General features: G+C 67.9%; 11 protein-coding genes and 3 pseudogenes. 8 read left to right on the top strand and 6 right to left on the bottom strand.

What is annotated here, in order from left to right:
- From KUM32_RS13165 to KUM32_RS13190, 6 genes are all read left to right on the top strand, one after another.
- Positions 1–180 (top strand): hypothetical protein (locus KUM32_RS13165; protein WP_217142039.1); only part of this gene is annotated, 180 nt, incomplete at its 5' end.
- A 40-nt stretch (positions 181–220) separates the two neighbouring features.
- The gene (locus KUM32_RS13170) at positions 221–544 is read left to right on the top strand and encodes a DUF4259 domain-containing protein (protein WP_217142040.1); all 324 of its coding nucleotides are present in this window, start codon (positions 221–223) and stop codon (positions 542–544) included.
- A 254-nt stretch (positions 545–798) separates the two neighbouring features.
- Positions 799–1,197, top strand: coding sequence for a transposase (locus KUM32_RS13175; protein ID WP_254405491.1), 399 nt, complete (start codon positions 799–801; stop codon positions 1,195–1,197).
- Between the two features lie 283 nt (positions 1,198–1,480).
- Positions 1,481–5,158: a LamG domain-containing protein gene (locus tag KUM32_RS13180; protein WP_217142041.1), complete on the top strand. Its 3,678-nt coding sequence runs from the start codon at positions 1,481–1,483 to the stop codon at positions 5,156–5,158.
- Positions 5,159–5,275: 117 nt separating this feature from the next.
- Positions 5,276–11,815: an RHS repeat-associated core domain-containing protein gene (locus tag KUM32_RS13185; protein WP_254405492.1), complete on the top strand. Its 6,540-nt coding sequence runs from the start codon at positions 5,276–5,278 to the stop codon at positions 11,813–11,815.
- A gap of 125 nt (positions 11,816–11,940) precedes the next feature.
- Positions 11,941–12,321, top strand: coding sequence for a hypothetical protein (locus KUM32_RS13190; protein WP_217142043.1), 381 nt, complete (start codon positions 11,941–11,943; stop codon positions 12,319–12,321).
- A gap of 24 nt (positions 12,322–12,345) precedes the next feature.
- On the opposite strand, the pseudogene KUM32_RS13195 reads toward KUM32_RS13190, so the two are convergent.
- Positions 12,346–13,074 (bottom strand): annotated as a pseudogene (locus KUM32_RS13195) (transposase); the annotation flags it as partial.
- Between the two features lie 241 nt (positions 13,075–13,315).
- Positions 13,316–13,564 (bottom strand): annotated as a pseudogene (locus KUM32_RS44970) (hypothetical protein); the annotation flags it as partial.
- Between KUM32_RS44970 and KUM32_RS13205 the strand changes: the two are divergent.
- Complete coding sequence (locus KUM32_RS13205; RefSeq protein ID WP_217142044.1) at positions 13,563–14,330, top strand: trans-aconitate 2-methyltransferase; 768 nt, start codon at positions 13,563–13,565, stop codon at positions 14,328–14,330. The pseudogene KUM32_RS44970 and the gene KUM32_RS13205 sit on opposite strands and share 2 nt — an antisense overlap.
- 246 nt (positions 14,331–14,576) lie before the next feature.
- Here KUM32_RS13205 and KUM32_RS45250 read toward each other — a convergent pair whose 3' ends face one another.
- The 4 genes and pseudogenes from KUM32_RS45250 to KUM32_RS44975 all read right to left on the bottom strand — a co-directional run bounded on the left by KUM32_RS45250 (position 14,577) and on the right by KUM32_RS44975 (position 21,898).
- The gene (locus KUM32_RS45250) at positions 14,577–15,092 is read right to left on the bottom strand and encodes an RNaseH domain-containing protein (RefSeq protein ID WP_374227505.1); all 516 of its coding nucleotides are present in this window, start codon (positions 15,090–15,092) and stop codon (positions 14,577–14,579) included.
- 28 nt (positions 15,093–15,120) lie between these two features.
- Positions 15,121–17,334: pseudogene (locus tag KUM32_RS43430) on the bottom strand (RNaseH domain-containing protein); the annotation flags it as partial.
- Positions 17,331–20,699, bottom strand: coding sequence for a hypothetical protein (locus KUM32_RS13215; protein ID WP_217142045.1), 3,369 nt, complete (start codon positions 20,697–20,699; stop codon positions 17,331–17,333). The pseudogene KUM32_RS43430 and the gene KUM32_RS13215, both read right to left, overlap by 4 nt.
- Entirely contained in the window at positions 20,696–21,898 is a 1,203-nt protein-coding gene (locus tag KUM32_RS44975; protein ID WP_217142046.1) for a hypothetical protein, read from the bottom strand. Before KUM32_RS44975 ends, KUM32_RS13215 begins: the two co-directional genes overlap by 4 nt.
- A gap of 594 nt (positions 21,899–22,492) precedes the next feature.
- On the opposite strand from KUM32_RS44975, the gene KUM32_RS13225 reads away from it, so the two are divergent.
- The gene (locus tag KUM32_RS13225; protein ID WP_217142047.1) at positions 22,493–23,890 is read left to right on the top strand and encodes a HEPN domain-containing protein; all 1,398 of its coding nucleotides are present in this window, start codon (positions 22,493–22,495) and stop codon (positions 23,888–23,890) included.
- The last annotated feature ends 48 nt before the right edge of the window (positions 23,891–23,938 follow it).

Here is a 23,938-nt window from a genome sequence, read left to right on the forward strand (position 1 = left end):
GCACTGACCCGCACCCTGGCTGAGATCATCGAACGCCTGCTGCCCGCACGCCGTCATCGGACCTGCCCCAGAATGATCAAACGCAAGATGTCGAACTGGCCACTCAAACGGGCCGAGCACCGCAACCGGACACCACCCGCACCGGACACCACGACCATCACCCGACAAGACACAAACTAAATCACCGGCATTGGGACTAACCCACCAACAGGTCATCGACGTGCTGGAGCAAGCATTCCAGCGAGTCACCGACTCGGGAGAGCGCGTCGATGGCGGAAACGGGGCCGAAGCCGTTGCCGCCGACGCTCTCGTCGCCAGCACGCTCCCGGACAGCCCCATCGTGATTGACCCCGATGACGGCCCCAGGGAACCGCTGCCCGAGCTGCCGGCCTCGCTTCGCGCGTCGGCGAGACTCGCACTGGACCGAGTTCTCGGGGACGGATCAGAGATGGCGACCGACTGGGTGGACAGCGCCGACGCCGATCAGTGGCGGCAGGAAGTGCGACAGATCCTCCAGGCACTCGAAGCACCTGCTGATCACTAATCGTGACTGGTTCACGGAAGTCGTGCCAGAACCACTGAGAGTGAACGAAGCCAACTTGTCTTTGTCCCGCGACGCGACCGGGTTTGCTGCGTGCATGGTCAAGACGTTCGTCGACGCGCTCATGCCGATGGAGGCCGAAGCCTTCTGCAACGCAGAGTACGGCCAGGTCATTGAGGAACGCGTCAGCCATCGCGTTGACTGTCGTCCGCGCGAGTGGGACACCTGCGCCGACCGTCGAACTTGCCGTCCCCGAGTTGAGGCAGGGCAGTTACTTCCTGCACTGGCTTCTCGAACGTCGGCGGGTGGAACAGGCTCTTGTCTCGGTCCTCGTCACCGCCTGCCTCCTCGGCGTCTTCACCCGCCGAGTCGGACTCGCCGAGTCCCTCGGTGCCACCGAGTTGCCGAAGTCCCAGGCCGGTGTGATGGGCGAACACCTGGACGAGCAGGATGCCGCCTTCTGCGATCGGCTCCTGGACTCCGGCCCGTATGCCTTCGTCTGGGTGGACGCGCTGACGCAGAAGATCCGCGAAGGGCGACTGGATCATCAGCGTCCACGCCGACGGCCACCACCGCGCGGTCCTCGGCATCGACGTCATCACCGCCGAGGACGGCGCCCGCTGACTTGCCTTCCTGCAGGAGGGACGGCTGTCTGACTGCCATGTTGTTGATCTTGACGTGTCGGGATGGTTGCGGAAGTGTGATCTTGTTCCGTACAACCCTGGGTAAACGTCGGGTTCCTCACATGGCCTTCCGGAACTTGGCATGTTGTTGTCCGTTTCCTGCCCGTTGACGTGGCGTTCTGTTGAGGCGTTAGTTACTCACGGCAACTTTTGTAAACGCTGTGGGTGGGGTGTGTCGGGGATGTGGACCCGGTTGCGGGGCAGTGGCTCCGTGGTGTTCCGGCGGGGCAGAACAGCCGCGGACGGTGGTTCCGGCATGGGCAGGAGCGCCGGTCTGGCCGCGGTGGTGTGTGCTGTGGTGGCCGCGTCCTTGATGCCTGGCCCGGTGGCCCAAGCGGCCGGTGATGAGCCGTCGGCCGCGCCGTTGTCGGAGAGTCAGAAGGCCCTCGAGCAGGCGCAGGAGTCGGGGCAGCGGGTGGAGATGACCGGGGAGCGCACGGCGCGGACGACGGTCTTCGCCAATCCGGATGGCCACACGTTCACGCTGGAGGAGTCGTCCACCCCGGTACGTGCCCCGGCGGCCGGGGGCGGCTGGCAGACGCCGGATCCGACTCTGGTGAAGCGTTCGGACGGCACGGTGGGCCCGAAGGGGGCTGCCGTGCAGATGGCGTTCTCCGGCGGTGGCGACACCGGTCCGCTGGCCCGGATCGAGGACCAGGGGCGCTCCTTGGCGCTGGACTGGCCGGGTCAGTTGCCCGCCCCGCACCTGGAGGGGCCCAGTGCCGTGTACCCGGAGGTGCTCAAGGACGTCGACCTGCAGGTGACCGCCACGCCGGAGAGCTTCAAGTACGTCCTCGTGGTGAAGACCCCCGAGGCCGCCGCCGGTGACGAACTGGAGAAGCTCACCTTCGGCCTGGACACGCAGAACCTGACCGTCCGTGAGGGGGCGGCCGGGAACCTGGCCGCGGTCGACGGAAACGGCACCACGGTCTTCAAGGCGCCGCCGGCCCGGATGTGGGACTCGGCCGGCCAGGACACCGACGGCGGGACTGCACCGCAGCTGGTGACCGTCCAAGCCGCCGACACCCCGGGCGGGGCCCAGGAGGGCCAGCCGTCGGACCCGGCGGAGAGCGCACCGTCCGGCTCGGGCCAGGAACCGGGCCAGGGGGACAAGGTGGCCCGCATCGACGTCGAGGTCACCAAGGACACCCTGTCGGTCATCCCCGACACCGACATGCTCACCTCCACCGATCCCTCGGCTTTTCCGGTCTTCATCGATCCTCCGGTGACGTGGGGCGAGGCGGAACGCACGCTGCTGCGCAGTGACGGCTATGAGTCCTACGGCTGGGGCAACGGGGACGACGACCTCGGCAAGGGTGCGGGCAAGTGCGGCTCCTGGTCCGGCTACTACTGCGGCCCCGGCTACGTGCAGAAGCTGTACTTCGAGTTCTCCCCGGACAGCCTGAAGGGCAAGAAGATCCTGGACGCCACCTTCCGGGTCACCGAGCCGTGGGCGTTCCAGTGCGATCCGCGCTGGGTGGATCTGGTCCGCACCAACAACATCTCCTCCTCCACCACATGGTCGTCACGGCCGAAGGAACTCGACTGGATGGGTGACCGGTGGGTGTCGGCGGGCCGGGGCTCGCTGTGCGACCCGGACTCGCCGGACGCTCCCATCGAGTTCAACGACAACCCTGAGGAAACGAACGAGAACCTCACTCCGACCGTCCAGAGCTTCGCCGCGGGCAAGTTCTCCCGTCTCACCCTGGAGATCCGGGCGCACGACGAGTCGGACGCCTCGGCGTGGAAGCGGTTCAAGAACGACGCCGTGCTCTCGGTCGACTTCGTCGGTCTGCCGGACAAGCCCAGCGGTGTCGGATTGCAGGGAGGCGGGAGCAGCACCAAGCCCGTCTGCAATACGTCGGAGAGCGACCCGGCGATCGTTTCCTACCCATCGCCGGACCTGAAGGCCACCCCGCAGATCAAGGCCGGCGGAGAGAAAGAGGCCCAGCTGCGCGTGTACTTCGATGTCGACGTGCAGAACGCCGACGCCACCTGGTCGGACGTCACTCCGCCCTCGACCGGCTCACTGAGCCCCTCCACGGGGTACGTCGCAGACAACCAGGGTGTTTCACTCAAATGGTCGAGTCTGATCGAGGGCAAGCTGTACCGCTACCACGCCTGGACCTGGTCCTACTACAACTCCGGCTCCCACCTGAGCAGTGACCCTTCCAACGGTTTTTGCTTCTTCAAGGTCGACCCGACACGCCCCAAGGCGCCGAAGATCACGGTCGGAGCACCGTACAGCGAGTGCCTGACCAACGACTGCAAGGCCGGTGGCGGGCCTGGGACGGCGGGCTCGTTCACCTTCGCACCTGCTGAAGGCGACACGAACTCCGCCTACCTGTACCGCCTGTCCTCCGACGACAGCTGGTCCACCGTGCAGGGCTCCACGAAATCCGTGACGATCACGCCGCCGAAAGCGGGCCTGTACAGCCTGTACGTGATGCCCAAGGACGTCATCGGCAGAATCGGGGCGGCCTCCGTGGCCGACTTCCTCGTCGATGTCGGTGAGAAGGAAGTCGGGCGCTGGGATTTCTCGGAGGATGACGGAGCGGCCCTGGATTCCGCCCACACCGTGGATGACGCCGACAACGCGACCCTGGCGGGGGGAGCGGAACGCGACGACCACGGCCGTCTCGGCGAGAAGACCCATGACCGCAACGACGTCCCCCAGGAGCCGGAAACCGACAGGGCCCTGTCCCTGAACGGGACCACGAGCTATGCCGCCACGGCCGGCCAGGTTCTGGAGACGCGGGCTTCCTACACGATCTCTTCATGGGCCCGGCTGACTGAGGCGCCGATTCACAACTCCACGGTGCTCAGCCAGGACGGCGAACACCGCAGCCCCTTCGCCCTCGGCTACGAACACTCGAAGGGCAGATGGTCGCTGCGCGCGGTCAACAAGGACGCCCCGGTCACCGACACCTGGTCATACGCCCAGGTCAACTCGGCCAACGCACCGACCATCGGAGCCTGGACCCTTCTGACCGGCGTCTACGACGCGGACACGCAGGAGATCCGGCTCTACGTCAACGGCAAACTCCAGGGCACCGCACCTTATACGACCGCGTGGGCGGCGACCGGCCCCCTGCAGATGGGCCGCATGCACTGGTCGGACACCTACAGCGACTACTTCCAGGGCAACGTGGATGAACCCGCCGTCTGGCAGCGGGCACTGCAGCCGGAGGAGATCGCGGACCTGGCGCAGCCGATGAACTCGCCGAACCGGGCGGCGGTGGAACTGGTGGCGGACTGGTCGGCCGACCACGGCAGTGGCACCACCGTCCCCGACAGCATGGCCTCGGGCTACGGCAAATCGCTGACCCTGACCGGAGGAGCCGCGTTGAACGACCAGGCCATCACCTTTGACGGCGTGGACGACGCGGCCACCGTGCCAGGACCGCTGGTGGATGACTCCGGTTCGTTCACCGTCACCACCCTGGCAGCCCTGGACCCGGACAAGCTCGCCTCCAAGTCCGATGGCTACATCGGGCAGGTGCTGGGCCAGCGCACCGCGGACGGCTCGGCATGGGGCATCTGGTACAAGCAGACCGGCACCAGAACCGAACTCGACGACGCAGGAGAGCCGAAGACCGTTCCGGAGGGCCTGTGGTACTTCGGCCGGCTCAACGCCGACGGAACCCTCGACGCCGTGGCCTCGGAAACAAGCGCCGCCATGGACGACATGGTCCGCCTGACCGGCGTCTTCAACGCCGCTGACGGCACCATCACCCTCTACGTCGGCAACATCGCCAACGGCACACCCCAAGTCTTCACCGCACAGGCCGGAACGGGAGACTTCGCCCTCGGCAAGGGCTTCAGCAGCGGGACATGGCAGCACTACCTGCCCGCCCGCGTGCGCGAGGCACGCCTGTGGGCCGGAGCGATGACGACTCCAGAACAGATCAGCGAGACCACCGTCGGCGACTGACGGTCGAACGGTGAGGGGCGGACACCGGGGTCCGCCCCCACCACATCAAGCGATGGCACACGCGGCGGCGCGCTGCGCGACGGACTTCCTTCGTAGGGACTGGGTGGGGCAAGAACCATGATATTTGGCATAGGCACCTCAAGACGACGGGGTGGAGCAGCCCGGCACGGCACGGGCCGGCTGCTGGCGCAGGCAGTGGCACTGGCGCTGATCGTGCCCACCGGCCTGGCGCAGGTCGCGCTGGCCGCGGAACAGGAGGGCCTGGGACGCCCCGACACGCCCAAGTCCCCGGTGACGAAAGTCAAAGCCTTCGAGCCCGGCACGAACAAGGCGCGGGCCAAGGCTGCCAAGGAACGCAAGGCCAACGCCGAGCAGATCAAGAAGGCGACGGAGGAACGCACAGCTGCCTGGCCGAAGCCGGACACGGCCACCCTCACGCTGAACAGCGGCAGCAACGCCAAGAGCACTCCGGGCGGCCTGCCCGTCACCGTCCGCCCGAGCACCAGCCACAGCAAACGCACCGCTGGCCCGGCTGCTGAAGCCGCCGGCGAAGCACAGCTGACCGTTCTGGACCAGAAGACGGCCCGTGAGGCCGGCGTGACCGGTGTCCTGCTGACAGCAGCCGCTGAAACACCCGGCACAGCGGACGTCCGCGTGGACTACAGCAGCTTCGCCTCGGCGATCGGCGGCGGCTGGTCCCAGCGGCTGCGCATGGTCCAGTTGCCGTCCTGTGTGCTGACGACTCCGGACAAGGCGGAGTGCCGCAAGCAGACGCCACTTGCTTCCGCCAACGATCTCAACGGTCAGACGGTGGCTGCGAAGGTCGCCCTCAGCCAGGCGACCGCCGACCCGTCCGCTCAACTGCTGGCCGAGGCGGGCAGTGCTGCCCCGAACGCGACGGTGCTGGCGGTGACGGCTGCCGCGGCCGGGTCGGGCCAGTCACCCAAGGGTACGGGTGACTATTCCGCGACGAAGTTGTCGGAGTCCTCGTCCTGGCAGGCAGGCGGCAGTTCCGGCTCCTTCACCTGGTCCTACGATTTCACGATGCCGCCCGCCGCGGCTGGCCCAGTGCCGCCCCTGTCCTTGTCCTACGACTCGGGAAGTGTCGACGGGCGCACTGCCACGACGAACAACCAGACCACATCGGTGGGCGAGGGCTTCACCCTCACCGAGTCCTACATCACCCGCACCTACGGCTCCTGCGACGACGACGGCCACGACGACGTTTTCGACCAGTGCTGGAAGTACGACAACGCGAGCCTGGTCCTGAACGGCAAGTCGACCCGCCTGGTCAAGGACAACACCAGCGGCACCTGGCACCTCGCCGACGACGATGCCTCCACGGTGACCCGCTCCACCGGCGCCGACAATGACGACGACAACGGTGAGTACTGGACCGTCACCACCGGCGACGGCACCAAGTACGTCTTCGGCAAGAACAAGCTCGACGGCGCCGACACCCAGCGCACCAACTCCACCTGGACCGTGCCCGTCTTCGGCGACGACTCCGGCGAACCCGGCTACAGCGGCGGCGACGCCTTCGCCGACCGGGCCCTCACCCAGGCATGGCGCTGGAACCTCGACTACGTCGAGGACACCCGCGGCAACGCGACCACGTACTGGTACACCAAGGAGTCGAACTACTACAAGAAGAACAAGGCGACCAAGGCCAGCGAACCCTACGACCGCGGCGGCCACCTCGACCGCATCGAGTACGGCCTGCGAAAGAACGCCCTGTTCACCGACAAGGCCGACGCCAAGGTCACCCTCACCTACAAGGAACGCTGCACCGTCACCGACTGCGACAGCCTCACCAAAGACACCGCCGAGAACTGGCCCGACGTGCCGTTCGACGCGATCTGCTCCAAGGACGACGACGAATGCAACGCCGCCGGCCCCTCCTTCTTCACCCGCAAACGCCTGACCAGCATCGACACCTCGTCCTACAACGCCACCACCAGCGTCTACGACCCGGTGGACTCCTGGGCACTGACCGAGAAGTACCTGGACGGCGGTGACATCGGCGACAGCTCCGACCAGGTCCTCACCCTCACCGACCTTCAGCGCACCGCGAAGGCCGGCGACACGGCCATCAAGGTCGACCCCGTCACGTTCACCTATCAGACGCGACCGAACCGCGTCGACGCCACCGACGACATCCTCCCCCTGACCAGGCCCCGGATCTCCACCATCACCTCCGAGACCGGTGCCATCACCGCAGTGACCCTCTCCTCGCCGGAGTGCACGCGCAGCGAGGTTCTGAACGCGGCCCCGGACACCAACACCCGCTCCTGCTACCCGCAGTACTGGCACATCAACGGCGCCGAGAACGCCGCGATCGACTGGTTCCACAAGTACCGCGTCACCGCCGTCGGCGTACACGACGCCGCCGTCACCAACCCCGCCGTCGAATACGCCTACTCCTACAGCGGCGCCGCCTGGCACCACAACGACGACCCCTTCATCCCGGAGAACGAGCGCACCTGGTCAGACTGGCGCGGCTACCGCCAGGTCACCGCCCACACCGGCGCAGCCGGCGGCACCCGCTCCAAAACCGCCTCCCTCTACCTGCAGGGCATGCACGGCGACAAAAAGAAAGACAACACCACCAAGTCCGTCACCGTCGACCCGCTCCTCGACACCGACATCGACCTCCCCGCCGCCACCGACAACGACCCATGGAAAGGCCTGCTGCGCCAGCAGATCACCTACAACGGCAGCCAGCCCATCAGCAGCGTCTTCCACAACTACACCCGCACAGTGACGGCCACCCAGACCGTCCCCGACGCCGCCGACCACATCGCCCAGTGGATCCGCAACACCACCACCTACACCAGCACCCACCTCACCGCCTCAAACACCTGGCGCACCCACACCACCACCAAACGCTACGACGACCTCGGCATGGTCAACGCCGTCGACGACTACGGCCAAAACGGCCTGAACGGCGACGAAACCTGCACCCGCACCTGGTACGCCCGCAATCCCGACGCAGGCATCACCAGCCTGGTCTCCCGCACCCGCACCGTCGCCAAGCAGTGCTCGGTCACCGACACCAGCCTGAACCTGCCTGCCAACAGCACTGCACCCGGCGACATCCTCGCCGACACGGCCATCGTCTATGACAAGGCCGATGCCACCACCTGGCTGGCCACCCAGAAACCCGCCAAGGGGCAGGTCACCTGGACCGGCCGCGCCACCGGCTACACGGCCACCGCCGACAGCAACGGGCAGCGCCTGCCGTCCGGATGGCAGACCGTCGCCACCACCACCTACGACACCCTGGGCCGCGCTCTCACCGTCACCGACACCGCCGGCCGCACCACGTCCACCGCTTACACACCCGCCGACGCCGGCCCCGTGACCAAGACGGTCTCGACCGACCCCAAGGGCTACCGCTCGTACAGCTTCCTCGACCCCCGCCGCGGCCTGGCAGAGCTGAGCTTCGACATCAACGCCAAACTGACCGAGCAGAAGTACGACGCGCTCGGCCGGGTCACCGAGGTGCGGCTGCCCAACCGCAGCAGCAGCCAGAAACCGAACGTCACCTTCAACTACCACCTCGACAACACCAATCCGTCCTGGGTGTCCACCTCCACCCTGACCAACAGCGACACCTACGTCACCAGCTACGCGGTATACGACTCGCTGCTGCGTCCGCTGCAGACCCAGTCTCCGACCCCCGACGGCGGACGGCTGCTGACGGATACGCACTACGACACCCGCGGCCTGGCCTACAGGTCGTTCGCCGACATCTTCGACAACAAGAGCACCCCCAACGGCACCTACACCCGGGCCGAATACGGCGGCGCCCCCAAACAGACCGAGACCGTCTTCGACGGCGCCGCCCGCCCCACCACCAGCACCTTCTACGTGGGCGGGGTCAAGAAGTGGGCCACCACCACCAGCTACACTGGCGACTCCACCGCCACCACCGCCCTCGACGGCGGCTCCGCCCAGCGCACTATCACCGACATCCGCGGCAAGACCACCGAAACCCGCACCTACGCCGGTGAAAGCCCCGCCGACACCGACTTCGGCACCGGCCCCGGCACCAGCTACACCTCAACGAAGTTCACCTACGGCCTTGACGGCCGCCAGGAGACGATCACCGGGCCCGACGGCGCCACCTGGTCCTACGGCTACGACCTCTTCGGCCGCCAGACCAGCACCGACGACCCCGACAAGGGCACGACGACCAGCCAGTACAACGCCCTCGACCAGGTCATCAAGGCCACCGACTCCCGCGGCAAGTCGATCCTGAGCGCCTACGACGAACTCGGCCGACCCACCGGCACCTGGACCGGCTCCAAGACCGACGCCAACCAGCTCACCGGCTACACCTACGACACCCTTCTCAAGGGCCTGCCGACCTCGTCCACCCGCTACATCGGCGGCAAGAACGGCGCCGCCTACACCCAGGCCGTCACCGCCTACGACACCATGGGCCGCGCCACCAACACCGAACTGCGGCTGCCCGCCAACGACCCGCTCGTGAAAGCTGGCCAGCCGGCCACGGTCGCTTCGGAAACGCACTACAACATCGACGGCACACTGAAGCAGACCACAGACCCAGCCCTGGGCGGCCTGCCCTCCGAAATCGTCGGCTACCAGCACGACAACCTCGGCAACCTCACCGCCATCGGCACCTACCTGCCCGAGATCGACTACTCAGCCCTGGCCCGACCGCTACTGCTCACCATGGGCACCGACGACGACCGGGTCTACGTCGCCAACCGCTTCGAAGACGGCACCGACCGCCTCACACAGACCTTCACCCAGGACCACACCCACCCCTACCACCTGCAAGAGCTGAACTACAGCTACGACCAGGCCGGCAACGTCACCTCCATCAGCGACCCCACCACCCTCGGCGGCACCAGCAGCCCAGAAACCCAGTGCTTCACCTACGACGCCCACCAGCGCCTCACCGAAGCCTGGACCCCCACCTCCCAGAAGTGCACCGACCCACGCAACGCCACCGCACTCTCGGGCCCGGCCCCGTACTGGACCAGCTACACCTACAACACCGCAGGCCAGCGCACCACCGAAACCCAGCACACCAGCACCGCCACCACCAAAACCACCTACTGCTACACCAACACCAACCAGCCCCACACCCTGACCGGCACCACCAAAACCGACTGCACCAACCCCGGACGCACCTACACCTACGACACCACCGGCAACACCACCCAGCGCCCCGGTGTCGCCGACGACTCGACGCAGGACCTTGCCTGGTCGGACGAGGGCAAGCTCACCCGCCTCACCGAAGGCGACCAGTCCACTGACTACCTCTACGGCGCCGACGGCACCCTCCTCATCCGCGCCACCGAAAACGGCGAACGCGTCCTCTACGCCGGCACCACCGAACTCCACCTCCGCGCTGACGGCACCACCTGGGCCCAGCGCTACTACACAGCAGACGGCATTACTGCCGCCATGCGCTCCAACCAGACCGGCACCAACAAGGTCACCTTCCTCGTCAGCGACCACCACGGCACCTCAAGCCTCGCCATCGACCGACTCGACCAGAAGTTCACTAAGCGCTACACCACCCCCTTCGGTGACGATCGAGGCAAGCCTCTGTATGGCCCCTGGCCCAACGACAAGGGCTTCCTCGGCAAAACCCGAGACGCCATCACCGGCCTGACTCACATCGGCGCCCGTGAGTACGACCCTGCTATCGGTCAGTTCATCAGCGCTGACCCACTGTTGGAAACCGACAAGCCGCAAACTCTGAATGGTTACAGCTACGCAGCGCAAAACCCTCTCACCTTTTCCGATCCCAGCGGTATGGGCCTCGCGTGCGGAAAGGGATTCGACACCCCCTGCCCAACACGCCCCGATGGATCGCAGGGCAACGGACGCCCCAACGAAGCAGTTGACTACTCAAAGCCGCGTAACCAGACCGACACAGGTAACCCCGGTGGTGGCGTTACCGGAGGAACACCCACATGTGGTGTTGTCCCTCTCGCGCCGTGCGGTGTGCCGTCGGCTGGCCCCACTGTCGGCCCTTTGCCCGTGTCGATGCCCTACATTCCTCCAGGTATCGCTCACCCCGATTACTTGGAAGCGCGCGACTGTGCGATTGTGCCGATCCAGCTGAAATGTAATCCGCAAGATGCTGTCCTGGGTGGCGGAAACGATGACTTTCGCACGATTGGCCTCAAGTGGGCTGCCGGAGTCCTCGACGGCAGTACGACCTATGGTGAAGACAGCCGAGTGGCCGCGCAGGTGGGGATGAGTGATCTCACCGCTATGCACAAAAAGGAGATCATTCAAAAATGGGCAGAGCTCGGAAAAAAAGATGGGCAGTTGACGTCGAACTCCATCGCGAAAAAGGATTCCAAAGTCAAGCAGTTCATGGGTGACCTGGGGTCCATTCTCACGGGAGACCGCAACACTGCCACTGGCGTACTGGGCTCTTACACTGCAAAGTATGAAATACTGCGGGCTAACTCAACCGGAGTACAGGCGCGGATCACCATCGAGAACAGCATGACATTGTCGTCATTTGCGCACATTGTGACCGGTTACGGCACTAAAGCCGACAGAATGGTGCAAAGGGTCGATCATGACGGGCTCGTCGCAGCCTTCGGTGCAGCGTCATCCCATTACATGCAAATTCAATTCCGAGTGGTCATACCCAACTAGTTAGCGTGATATGAGGCGAAGGTCGGGGGCAGAGAGTCGGCGTCCGGCCTTCGTTTTGGGAGAATATAATGGCTTGTACTACGAATCATCGGTGGAATCCACCAAAAAGGGGAAGTCGCGGGATCTTGCCGATCTTGGTGTGCATTGCCGGGCTATCCGGTTGCTATGCCTCGACCGATTACGATCGATACCCTGAGGGCGTCGAAGTTCAGCGTCAGCAGGTAGTACGCGAATGGGTGGCGGATGACGCGAAAGTCACCTTCAGGGAGAATGGATCATTCTCTGCGATCCATTTGCAGCTAGAGTATTTTGAATGTCCGCTGGGGGGCGTACGCGAGAAGTCGGGAGATGGTTCGTGGAGCCTGCTTAAAGGAAATGGCGGAAGTGAAATCATCGTGCAGTTTGGTGACGGATGCTCTGGTACGCTGCGGGCTGGAGAGCGCGATGATAAATCAGTTCTATGGGGCTCATATTCCGACCGCGATGACGTTCTGATCCTCAAGTAGGCGTCGCAACGCCTAACTTGATCTTTAACCTGTGTGGCGGGGTCGCGGGGTAATCGACTTCTTGGTCCGGGACGTGGTGGCGCCCGTTCTGCGAGGTGTGTGGACGTCGTGCCGTGGGGTGGGTCGGGTGTTCTTGCGGCCGGGAGGCCGTCCCGGTCCGGGGCGGGTGGGTTTCGGTGCTTGGGCCGGGCAGCCGGCCGTCGGGCGGATGTGCCGGAAGTCGCGGCGGACCCGTGCGGGGGTGAGTCTGTCCGGGGAGACAGGCCTCTCCTATGGGCGGCGCCGGTCGGCCGCCAGCGGCCGGGCCAGTCGCAGCTGGGTGTAGGCGGCGAGGATCAGCCAGGTCCAGCGGTCGGCCGCCTCGGGGGTTCGGATCTTCGGGCAGGTCCAGCCGAGGGTCTGTTTGAACAGGCGGAAGGTGTGCTCGATGTCGAAACGACGCAGGTATGCCTGCCAGAGCCGGTTGGTGTCAGCTTCTGTGGCGTCGGTTCCCGACCACCACAGCCAGACCGGCTTCGGGGTAGCTCCGCTGGGCAGGTGGTCGATGTCCAGGCGGATCACGGTCCCCTCGACGACCGGAAGGGTGGCGTCGGCCGCGGCCCAGGACGAGCGGTGGGTGAGCTTGGGGTGGAGCCGGTCCCAGGACCGGGCGGTGGCAGTGCCGTAGAGGCGTGTGCCGGTGACGGTGTGGGTGTCCGGGGTGCCCCAGGTGTCGGGCTGCCCGAAGACGAACTCGCTCCCGTGGGTGTCCGGGTCGGTGGTCGACGGGCACAGCGTGAGCGGCGCGGCCAGCCGGTACTCGGCGAAGAGCTTCTCGAGCGCGGCCCTGCGACGGCTGTAGGACCACGGAGTGAGATCCGTGCCGCCCAGGCGCATCAGGTCGAAGAGGGAAGTGAGCCGGCCACTCACCCGCCGCCCGGGCCGCCCCGGCGCCGCGCCGCTGAAGCCGGTTCTGTAGCTGCTCGAAGGCGAGCCGTCCCGCGGCGTCCCATACGACCAGCTCGCCGTCCAGCGCGGTGGCGTCCGGCAGATGAGCGGCCCCGGCCTCAATCTCCGGAAACGCCGGCAGCATCTCGGTGCCGTGCCTGGAGCGCAGCAACACCCGGCCCGCATCGACGGAAAGTAGGACCCGGAATCCGTCGTTCTCCATACTTTGATGTGTCTCATGAGACATCAGCTCCCGTCTGTGCCCCCAGAAAAGATCAAGCACCGCATGGGCCGCTCGTGTCAGGATGCTGGGCATGTCTGGTCGCGCGCTGAGTTTCGGAGTGGTGGCGGAAGCTTACGAACGGTTCCGGCCGGGGTATCCCGTGGAGCTGTTCGACATGGTGATCGCCCATGCGGGCCGCCCGGTTCGGACCGCCCTCGAGATCGGCGCTGGGACAGGCAAGGCAACCCGCCTGTTCGCTCAACGAGGGGTCATGGTCACCGCGACCGATCCTGACGCGGCCATGCTCGCCGAACTGCGCAAGCACGTGCCGACGAGCGTCAGAACGGTGCAAGCCGCGTTCGAGGACTTGCAACCGGGCGAACGGTATGGACTGGTCTATGCGGCAGCAGCGCTGCATTGGACGAACCCGGAGGGCCGGTGGTCGCGCGTGGCCGCGCTGCTGGAACCGGGTGGCGTATTCGCCTCATGTGGCGGGCCATTTCAACTGGCTGACCCGGCTGTGGAGGCAGCTGTCCACGCAGCGCGAGCACCATTCTTGGAGAGTGACGAGATTCCGTCGCCTGACGGGACGCCTCCAGATCATGAGATGCAGTGGCCGGGTACTGAGCTGCAACAGTCTAAGTGGTTCACCGACGTTCAGCAGTCCGTGATCGAACGGCGCGTGACGATGAGCCCTCGCGACTACGTTGGTCATCTCTCCACCATCTCGGCTTATCTCGTCTTGCCGACCGCAGAGCGAGAGCAGGTATTCAGCCAGATCATGCAGGTACTGCCGGACAGAGTCGAGATGGCCTCCGACATCACCGTCCATCTCGCGCGCCGGCGCCACGAGGACTGATCACGACACATCACCATGTCAGCCCGCCGACCCCAGGCTGGTTCCGAGCCACTTTCACTCGCGTGTGGCGTGTGCTCGGTCGAGCGGGATGACGACGGCTGAGCGTTGGGCGATCTGCTCGCGGACGGTAGCGGGCAGTTCTGGTGGCACTGCCCGCCTCGACCCTCGACCGACGTCTCCTCACCGTCGATCCGCTATGACGGAAGGCACCTCAAGCGCTTCCTCGTCGGGGTGAGCGCGCCTTGGCTACAGGTTGGTCGTCTCCTCCTGCGCGGTGTTTCCGTCTTCGGCGGTATCTGGGGCGTCCTCGGCGCTCTCCGCGGTGCGGCGGTAGTAGGGGTGGGTGGAGTCCATCCTGCGGGCGAGGTGGAGGGGGGTGGGGGTGCTTTGGCGGACGTCGGAGGTGATGCCCTGGTTGGTGAGGACGGCGGCGATGGCTCCGATGAGGTCGCAGTCGGCGTCGGGGCTCTGGGCGATGACGGTGAACCGGGTGGCGGTGTGGGCGTAGCCGTTCTTGTTCTGACTGCTGCTTTCGAAGCGTGTCTCGTCCTTGCCGAAGCGGCCGGCGGGGCCGGCGGCCCAGGTGCGGGGGACGTTGACGAGCAAGAAGTCGGGGTAGGTGATGGCGCCGTCGTCGGTGGCGAGTTGGAAGAGGCTGTTGGTGGTGTCGGTGGCGCGCCAGGTGCCGTCGCTGGTGCGCATGTGGGCCCCGGTGGGGCGGCCGATGCGTTCCAGGTCGCCGATGACACGGATGGTGGCCAGGGGGCGCTGGGCGCGGGGGGAGGCTGTGGCCGGGCAGCCAGGACGCGGGCCGGGGCATGCCGGGCGGCGGGTCCTGGCCCAGGGCTTCGTCGGTGAGGCCCGCCCAGATGTATTCGGCTGCGTCGCCGTCGACGTAGAGCACCGCGGGGGCTGGGGCGGGGAGTTGAGTGCGGGTGGCGATGAGGGCCTGTTCGACGATGTCCGCGGCGGCGCGGGCCTGGGGTGTCTCGTCCGCGGCGGCGCGGTATCCGCTGACGTCCCAGGCGAGGTCGGCGGCGTGCAGCGCGGTGGTGGCCGGGCTGTGGGGCTGCCACTGTCCGGCCTGGGGGCTGTAGGCCCAGATCTGCCAGGGGTCGTCCTTTCCGCCGGTGGGGCGCATGGCGGCGAGGGTTGCGGTGATCGGCGCCGGTTCGGTGGTGCGGCGCTTGCCGGGTGTGCGGCGCTGGGCGTGGCGGCGGACGTGGATGCCGATGTGCCACCAGTTCTCGAGCGGCAGTTTCCCGAACGCGGCGCCGAGGCGGTGGTCGGTGGCGCCGACGCCGCTGAGGATCTCGCGCAGCACGTTCGCGGTCGAGCTGTCGAGGCCGCTCTGACGAGAGGCGACCTTCTTCGCGCGGTACTTCTCGTTGTAGGGCTTGCCCTCCCGGGTGTGGGTGGGGACCGGCGGCGGGGCCTGCTTGATGTACTGGGAGGTCGCTGCGAGGCGCGCGAGAGCCTGCTTGGAGGGCCACTTGCCGTCCTCGACCTCTGCCTTCTCGCGGGCTTCGACGCTCGGGTACCAGCGCTCGGGGTCCCAGTCGGTCTCGCAGATCGCCGCGACGAGCGTGTCCTCGCGGGTGTGGGGGGCGAGCATCTGCGCCAGGTCCCGCTCGCGCTCCGCGCTGGTGCGCGGTCCATGGCCGAGGGCACCGGCCTTGTCGTGGAGGAAGACGACCTCGATACGCCCGCCGGCGACGGGTTCGGCGACGCCTTCGACGGCCTTCCAGTCCTCGCCGGGGCCCCACTGGGCGGTGATCGAGGCCTTCACCCGGGCGCGGACCTCGTCGGTGCTCCACAGGACAGGGACGAGGAGGGTGCCCACGCCGGCGGCGTCCAGGGCGGCGGGGATCCGTTCGAGGGGGATCGGTCCGCTGACGCGTGAGCCGCTCTCGGTGGGTGGCACCTTGATGCCGGGGACCTCGATGAAGACGGGGCTGCGGTGGCTGTACGTCTCGCACCGGGTGTCGATGGCCTCCTCGATGCGGCGGAAGAACTCCATGCCGTGTCCGCGGCCCAGGCCGGGGGTGCGGACGCTGGTCGGGGCGACGGCCCAGACCGGCCCCGGTGCGGTGTCGGCCAGGGCGTCGTCGGCGAGGTGCTCGGGGAAGGGCGGCACGTTCGCGCTCAGGCGGGGCAGGGCGGCCAAGCGGCGGCTGGCGGCGACCGCAGGGACGTTCAGGCGGCGCTTCCACGGCGGGCCGTCGGTGGCCGCGGCGACGACGAGCGGCTGGTCGGGGTTGGCCAGCAGGACGGTGGCGACGCCCTTCCAGGAGGTGGCGAGGAGGGTGGTGCTGGCGTTCACGGTCAGCGCGTGGCGCCGGGAGTGCCCGCTGGCGGCGGTGCCGATGGTGATACGGGGCAGCAGGTGGCGCACGATGCCCTTGCGGTCGGGTGCGGCGGGCAGTTCGTGGCCGATCGCGGCCAGGCGGCCGTCGGTGCACAGGGCGAAACGGACGGGGGCGCCGTTGTTGCGGGGCCACTCGAGGGCGGCGAGTTCCTCGGCGAGGCGCCAGCGGGCGAGTTCGCCCGGCCACCAGGCGCGCGAGCGCTTGCCGGCGCTCGGCGGCGGGGGCAGGACAGCGGAGCGGGGCTCGGCCCGGGAGAGGAGTTCGGCCAGCTGTTCGCCGATGCGCCGGCCGTCGGGGCCAGGAACCACGGCTTCGGCCCAGTAGAGGAACACGTCGTGCCGGTCCTCGGCGCTGATCGGCGCCGCGCACAGGAGTTCGTAGCAGCCGTCGTTCCACTGCCAGCGCGCCCAGGTGCCCGCCGCCGCGCGCAGGACACACTCCAGCGCCCGGTAGGGCGGCTGCACGTCCAGACCGGTGCCGACGTTGCGCTTGTACTCGCGCGAGAGCTCCATGGCCAGGTCCATGACGGGGGCGTCGGGCCGGTAGGCGATCACCTCGCCCAGGTCGGCGGGAGCGGTGCGGAACTGCAGCAGGCGGGCCTGCTTGCGGGCGACGCTGTCGAGCGGGCGGCTCATGCGTACTCTCCCAGGTAGGAGTCAAAGCCCGCGCGCAGCGCGGGGAGCAGGTGCTGGGCGCGGGCGTACTCGGTGATTTCCTCGATGGTGTGGCCGTAAGAAGCGCCGAGCTGGGCGAGGTCGTCCTGCGGGGACTGCTCGAGCAGCCCGCGGATCAGGGTGGGCAGGTCGGATCCCCAGGTGGGGTCGTGGAAGGCGCCGTCGATGAAGTGGAGCTCGACGTGGGCCTGCCCGCGGCGTCCGCGGCCTGCCAACTGGACGCTCTGCCCGAGGAGGGTGGCGACGAGTTCGTACTTCAGCTCGTCGGGCAGGGCGGAGAAGCGCTTGGGCGCGTTGAGGTTCAGGCGCAGGTGCGCGTCGGCCGCCGCGCGGGCCCGGGCCAGGACGGCGGCGGGGTCATCGCCAGGCACGGTGTCGCGCCAAGCCCGGGCGGCGACACTGGCCGCCAGCACCGCCGGGTCGTCGGCCGGCATGACCGGCCGCACACCCATGGCGATCAGGGTGATGGCCGACACGGCGACGCCCTCGAACACGGCCAGCACGTTCAAGCCCCGCTCGGTGCGCGGCAGCGGCGAGATGAGCACCTCGCCGTCGAGGTCCGCCAGTTCCGCGAAACGGTCGCGGGTGAGCTGGCCGATCGCGTCGCAGACCGGCGGCAGAGAGGGGTCGGGGGTGTCCGCGACGGCGACGTAGATCCGCAGCCGCCGCCCGAGGGCGAGCGCGGTGTCGTACAGGGTCTGGGCGAACAGGCGGGCCTGCCGGTAGGAGTTGACGGTGATCAGGGCCCGCGCGCGATGCCGGGTGCGCGCATCCGCGGCAAGCCGGTCCAGGTCGCGCACCAGGCCCGGTGCATAGCCGGCGGCCAGTGAGATGACCCGCTGGTCGCGTTCGCGGTAGGGGGTGCTGCCGACGGCCAAGAGCTTCCCGTCGGCGACGGGGCTGCTGTTGAAGATGGTCAGGCCGCCCGGGAGAGTGTCGGGCATCGCCCAGTCGGGGCGGGCGAGCAGGTGGGTGCGTGCCGCGCCCGGCATGAAGCCGGTGGCGGACATACCCAGGACAGTACGCTGGCGGCCGCTCAGGGCGAGGGAGACGATGCTGCCGAGGAACTGCGTCTCGGTGTGGGGGTCGGCGCGCAGCACCTCCATCTTCAAGCTCGCATGGGCACCTGGATCGTCCAGCCCCTCGAAGCGGAACCCGCCCAGCTGGCGTCCCAGCGGCCCGAACGGGACGACGGTGCCGGCGCCCTGGTGGCCGATCGCGTCGGCGAGCTCGGAGGCCGCGTCGATGCCGTGCCCAGCGAGTTCGCCGGCCCTGTCCGTCAGGTTGAACATCGTGTGGACGATGGCCGTCAGCCACGTCTTCATCATCAGCGCGTGCAAGACGCCCGCGGTGACCTCGGTGCGCGTGGGCGCCCGCACCGGCTCTGGCCGGTCGAGCCCGCGCTGCGCCGGCACTGTGGACTCGGCAGGTGCCCCGTCGTCTCCGCCCTCGGCGGCGCAGAAGGCGGGCAGCGCGGCACAGATGATCTCCCGCAGTTCGTCCTTGAGGGGGCCAAGCTGCCACTCCCCGCCCTCGTCGATCGTGAGCATCCGCTCCAGCACGCCCGGGACGGGCAGCAGCCGATCCGGCAGGACGGCGCAGGAAGGGCGGTCGCCCGGCCGGGTGGCCACGCGCGGGAGCAAGGCCTGCAGACAGTCGGCCTGCTCAGCAGTGGCCGCAGCATCAGGGTCCACCCCGATCAGGTTCTCCAGCAGATGCCGGTCCCACTGATGGGGCTGATACCAGCGCTTGCGGTCCTGCAGGACCTGCCGCGTCCGGCGCGGGTCCTGCCCGCGGGCCAGGGCCCGCGCCTGGGCGACCTCGGTGCAGACCTCCTCCCCGGCCACCAGGTCGAGCAGCTGCTCGGCCAGGAACACCGCCCGGGTCAGGGGCCGGCGCACGGCCATCGCCAGCCGCGGCGGCGCTTGGTGCAGGCTGTCGCGAATGCGCCGCAGCACCGTGGTCGGGTGGGAGCGGGACGCGAGCTCCAGCACGCCGCACTCGTCGAACCCCCGCGACTGGTAGGCGTCGACCTCGTCGACGACCACATAGGACGCCAGGCGCAGAAGGAACTCCCGCACGCTGATGCTGTTGCGGACCTCCCCGTCGACCTCCACCGGAACCTTGATCATCCCGGACTGGAAGCAGGCATGGGTGGTCACGATGATCCTGGCCGTCGTCGCGGCCTCGACGTGGGAGAACTTCCCGCAGGACGACACATACGGGCACAACGCCCGCTCCGGCTGGCGAAAAGCATCCGACGCCATGACCGTACACGGCTCCCTGCCGGCCTCGAAGGCGTCGCGCCCCTCGAGCTGCGCCTGCGCGGCGCACCCGTAGGCGGAGTTGTTGATGAGGAAGGCGATGCTCGCCGAGGCTTGCGCCAGCGGCACGCCGGTGCCCTCCAGCTTCGCGGCGGAGCGCAGCGCGAAGTAGTACCGGCTGTTGGGGGCGATGAACGGCGTGGCCGTCGCCTCGACGCCCGCCGCCCGCAGCTCCTGCTGCAAGGTGGCGGCCTCGCCGTAGACGTCGCCGTTGTCGCTGACCACCAGCACGGTGGTGCGGCCCAGGCCCGCCTGCTGGATCGCCAGCCCCCGGCCGAAGACGTTCTTGCCTACGCCCGGGGGCGCACTCAGCAGGTGCATCCGGCCCGGCGGCAGGATGACGGGTTCCAGAGGGCGGCGTCCGCCACCGATGGTCCCGCGCAGCAGCAGCGCGATCTGCTTCTCGCGGAAGGCCGGGCCCTTCATGTCCTGGTCGGTGTCCCGGCTCTGCCAGCCGAGCTCATCGGCGTCCACCACCAACTCCACCGACGGCGCGGTCACGACCTGAGACGGCCTGTACACCCCCTGCTCGTCGGGGAAAGCGAGCTGGACCCGCCCACGCGATGTCGGCGCCGACCAGCCCGATCCGCTCGCGACCCGCAGCAGCCGTCGGCGCCTGGCCGACGCGAGCAGGCGTTCGGCGACGTCCGAAGGGTCCTGCCCGTGAGCAGGCAGTACTTCAAGCGCCCGCCCCCGCTCGCTGTACCCGAGCGCGTAGAGAGCGGGCAGCGGGTCATCCGCGCCCGGGGTATGGAAGACGTCGTAGACGGTCCGCTCGACGTGGTGCAGCAGCGCCTCCTCCCGATGGCGGGTACCCAACAGCGCGCCGATGCGCTGCTTGTCCGCCTCCGACCACTGTTCCCAACCCGCCACGGCACGCGGCGCGTGCCCGCTCAGCAGGACATGGGCGTCCGCGACACGTACCACCTGCCGCCCATCGCGGAACCGGGCGGGAAGAAGATACTCGGCCAAGGCCAGAGCCCCGGCAAGCGTCCTGCTCACGCCCCCTCCACCTCCGCCACCAGGTCGGCATCGGTCAGCACGCGCGCCCCGCTGCCGCGCACCACCCGGCGCAGCAACGGCAGATACCCCCGCAGGTGCTCAGGCACCACGAAACACAGCTCGCCAGGCCCCTCCGGATCCTCGCGCAGCTTCTGGGCCAGCCCGTACGGGTCGGCCCAGGTCTTGACGTCGACGCGCCACGCCCCGGACCGGCCGGGACGAGTGACATGCAGGTCATAGGCGTCGCCGAACGGCCACAGCCGCACCTCCGCGCCCAAGGCGACCAGCCGGTCGCGCAGCTCGACCTCCAGCAAGCCCGGGAGCGTCACCCACAGCCACAGGGCGTAAGGCAACGCCACGTAGCCCTCCACGGGCAGCAACTCCGGCACGGTGCGCAATTCGCCGCACGGGGCCAGGCGCCAGCCCTCCACCGCAGCCGGCTCGGCCCGATACCGGGCGCCCAGCAGGCTGTGGCGCTCGTCCTCACACTCGACGTCCACCACGCCGTTGGGGCGGTAGGTGGCCCGCATCGTCCATCTGCACATCGGACACGCTGCCCACAGGCCGCCGAACTGCCGCGTCGGGGAGATACCGGTGTACGCGCCCAGCTCGACCAACGCGGTGTTCCGGGACAAAGCGCGCCGTGTCAGGACGGGCGTACGGACCATCGCCTCCCGGCCCCGGGTGTACGCCTCGAAACCTGCGCCCCTCAGCGCGCGGAAGACGGCGTGCTGGACGGTCTCGCCGGAGATCCGCGACAGCCCGCTACTCACCGGCAGCATCCCTACCGCCCGCAGCAGGCTGTGCAGATGCCGGATGTCGGCACCAATCCCCGGGGCCTGGTGGCCGTGCTCAGAGGCCTCCACCGCGAGCCGGTGCAGCGCCAAGCTGGGCATGCCGTCGTCATCGAGCAGCCACAGCTTGCCGAGCACTGACCCCTGAGGCCGTCCCGGCAGAAGATCGGCCACCCGGCTTCCACGGAGCCGACGGGCGAACACCTCGTACGACGGTGCCTGCTCAACGACCCCGAACGAGCGCACGTAGCGACCATGGCACTCCATCAGCAGCCGCATCCGCCCCTGTGCCTCGCCCTCACTGCTACTCAAGGCGAGCGCCGCGACCACGCAGGCGTCGAGTGCCGCGCGCTGGTCCTCGTCGAGTTCTTGAACGGCCGCTGCCGTCCCGGCCACCGCCGACACCCCGGTCCTCCCCGCACCGCATCGAGCCCATGCCACAACCTCAACCCCTCTGCCCTGTGGGAGGGCACGGGAGTTCAGGGACCTTCCCCCGATCCGGTGATCCCGATCCGACGTTCGCGATGCGGGGTCTTCCGGACGGACTCGTGTCCGGCAGTCGCCGAATCGGGACGAGCAGCGTCGCGCCCCCAACGGCGCTCCGCAGACGACGCGGGCATACGGTCGCGGCGCGCGGGATGTGCTGTGTGTACGGGGACACGGGCCTGGCGGAGGTGGTCGCCGCCGTCAACCTGTACATCGACCGCGACGTCCTCGCCCGGCAGGTCGCCCGTGAGGATGCCTAGTGTTGCTCCCTGGCCGCGTGCCTGTACGGCTGGGACGCGACGGCGCAGGCCGCCACGCCGTGGTCTCACTCATGGCGTGTCCTTGGCCTCCAACGCACGGCAGCTGTACGGCTTCTCGCTCGATCATCGCGGATCAGGCGGGCGAGGCCTCGGCTTCGTCCTCTCCATGCCCCACACGGAAAGGCGGCAAACTGGCCGGAGTGCTGAGAGGCGGAGCGGGGCAGACAGCGGAGGTGCGCTAGTTTCGTGCGGTATGGAAAGCCCCTCCCAGCTACGTCAAGCCGCCCTCGCCTGGCTTGATCAGGCACGTCATCTCCCCTCCATTCCCCAGGCCGTCTCTGACGCAGCGCTTGCAGCGCGGCCGGAGTGGGATGACCTGAGCAACGCAGTGGCCTTGGCGGCGCCGGTGTCGGGGCACCGTGACCTGTACGGAAAGCTCACTGGTGACTGGCTGCCCCGATGGTCCGTGATTCTGGGTGCATCCGGGCTGGGCGACGCGACCCGTTTGATCGCCCGAGGGGCCACTGTGTCGGTGGAGGAGGTCGCGGACAGTTTCGTTGCCTTCTGTACGGCCCCGGCACTGGGTGCCGAGGACTGGCTGCTGCTGACCGGCGATCTTCCTGAAGGTGCACGAGTTCCGCTGGGGCACTACATCCTGCAGACCTTCACCACCGACGAACTGAAGCAGCTGGGCCCCATGCCCGCGCTCTATGGCTTGCAGCCGGGCGGGCTCGACCTCGATCTTCTAATCGGTGCGCCCTTCGTCCATGCCCCGAACCCTGACCGTACGCCGGACCGCAGAGGGACCCACTGGTTCGAGACCGTCGGTCCTCGACCGGAAGCCCGCCACTGGAGAGCGCTGCTCCCCCTTATCCTGTGGAGCGAAGACCTGTTGCACGTCGATGCCGTGTTCAGAGTCGAGCGCGGCCGGTACTTCGAACTGAACCGAAACGACGTACCGACCACCATTGAGACCATTGCGAGTCGCCACGGGACCCCGGTCGAAATCGAAGCCCGTAAGACGGGGAGCTTCCATCTCGCGCCGGCAGATCTGCCGCGGATGCAGGCCTTCTGCTCCGCAGTAACCGCCAGGATCGATGCCGTCATGGCTGGCGCAACCAGCGGCCGCACATTGCCCAGGAAACGTGCCCGACGGCTTGAACGGGCCGCCCGACACCTGCTGCAGGCCTACCAGCGCACCCCCAGCGACAACGAAGTATGGGAGCAAGAGATAGACGAGCTGCACTTGGACTACGTCATCGCTCTGGAAGCCCTGATAGCCAGTCCCAACGACAAGCACGACGGCATCAGCAAGAAGATGCAGACTCGCACGGCCACCCTGTTCCCCCCAGCGCTGCGCGAACTCGTCACGAAGGCAGTGCGGGACGCATACAACGCACGGTCCTTGTATGTACACGGAGACCTGCTCAAAGAGCAGGAGGAGAGCAAAAGGCAGACTCAGCTGCGTGAGCTGCGGATGATCTTGCGGCAGGTGGTTCTGCGCTGGCTCATCCTCACCCCCCACGACACCGAGGACCTCGCACCACGTCTCGACGCCGCAGCCGACTGCGGCAGCTGTGAGCAGGCCATTGACGAGCCTCTGCGCGCCTTCTTCCAGGAAACGACGACACGGGACGATATCCGCTCCTGAGGCGGCCGAGAGACTCCCGGCGGCTATAACGGTCGGTGCGGGGTGCCC

This window comes from Streptomyces sp. AC627_RSS907 (genome assembly GCF_019049165.1).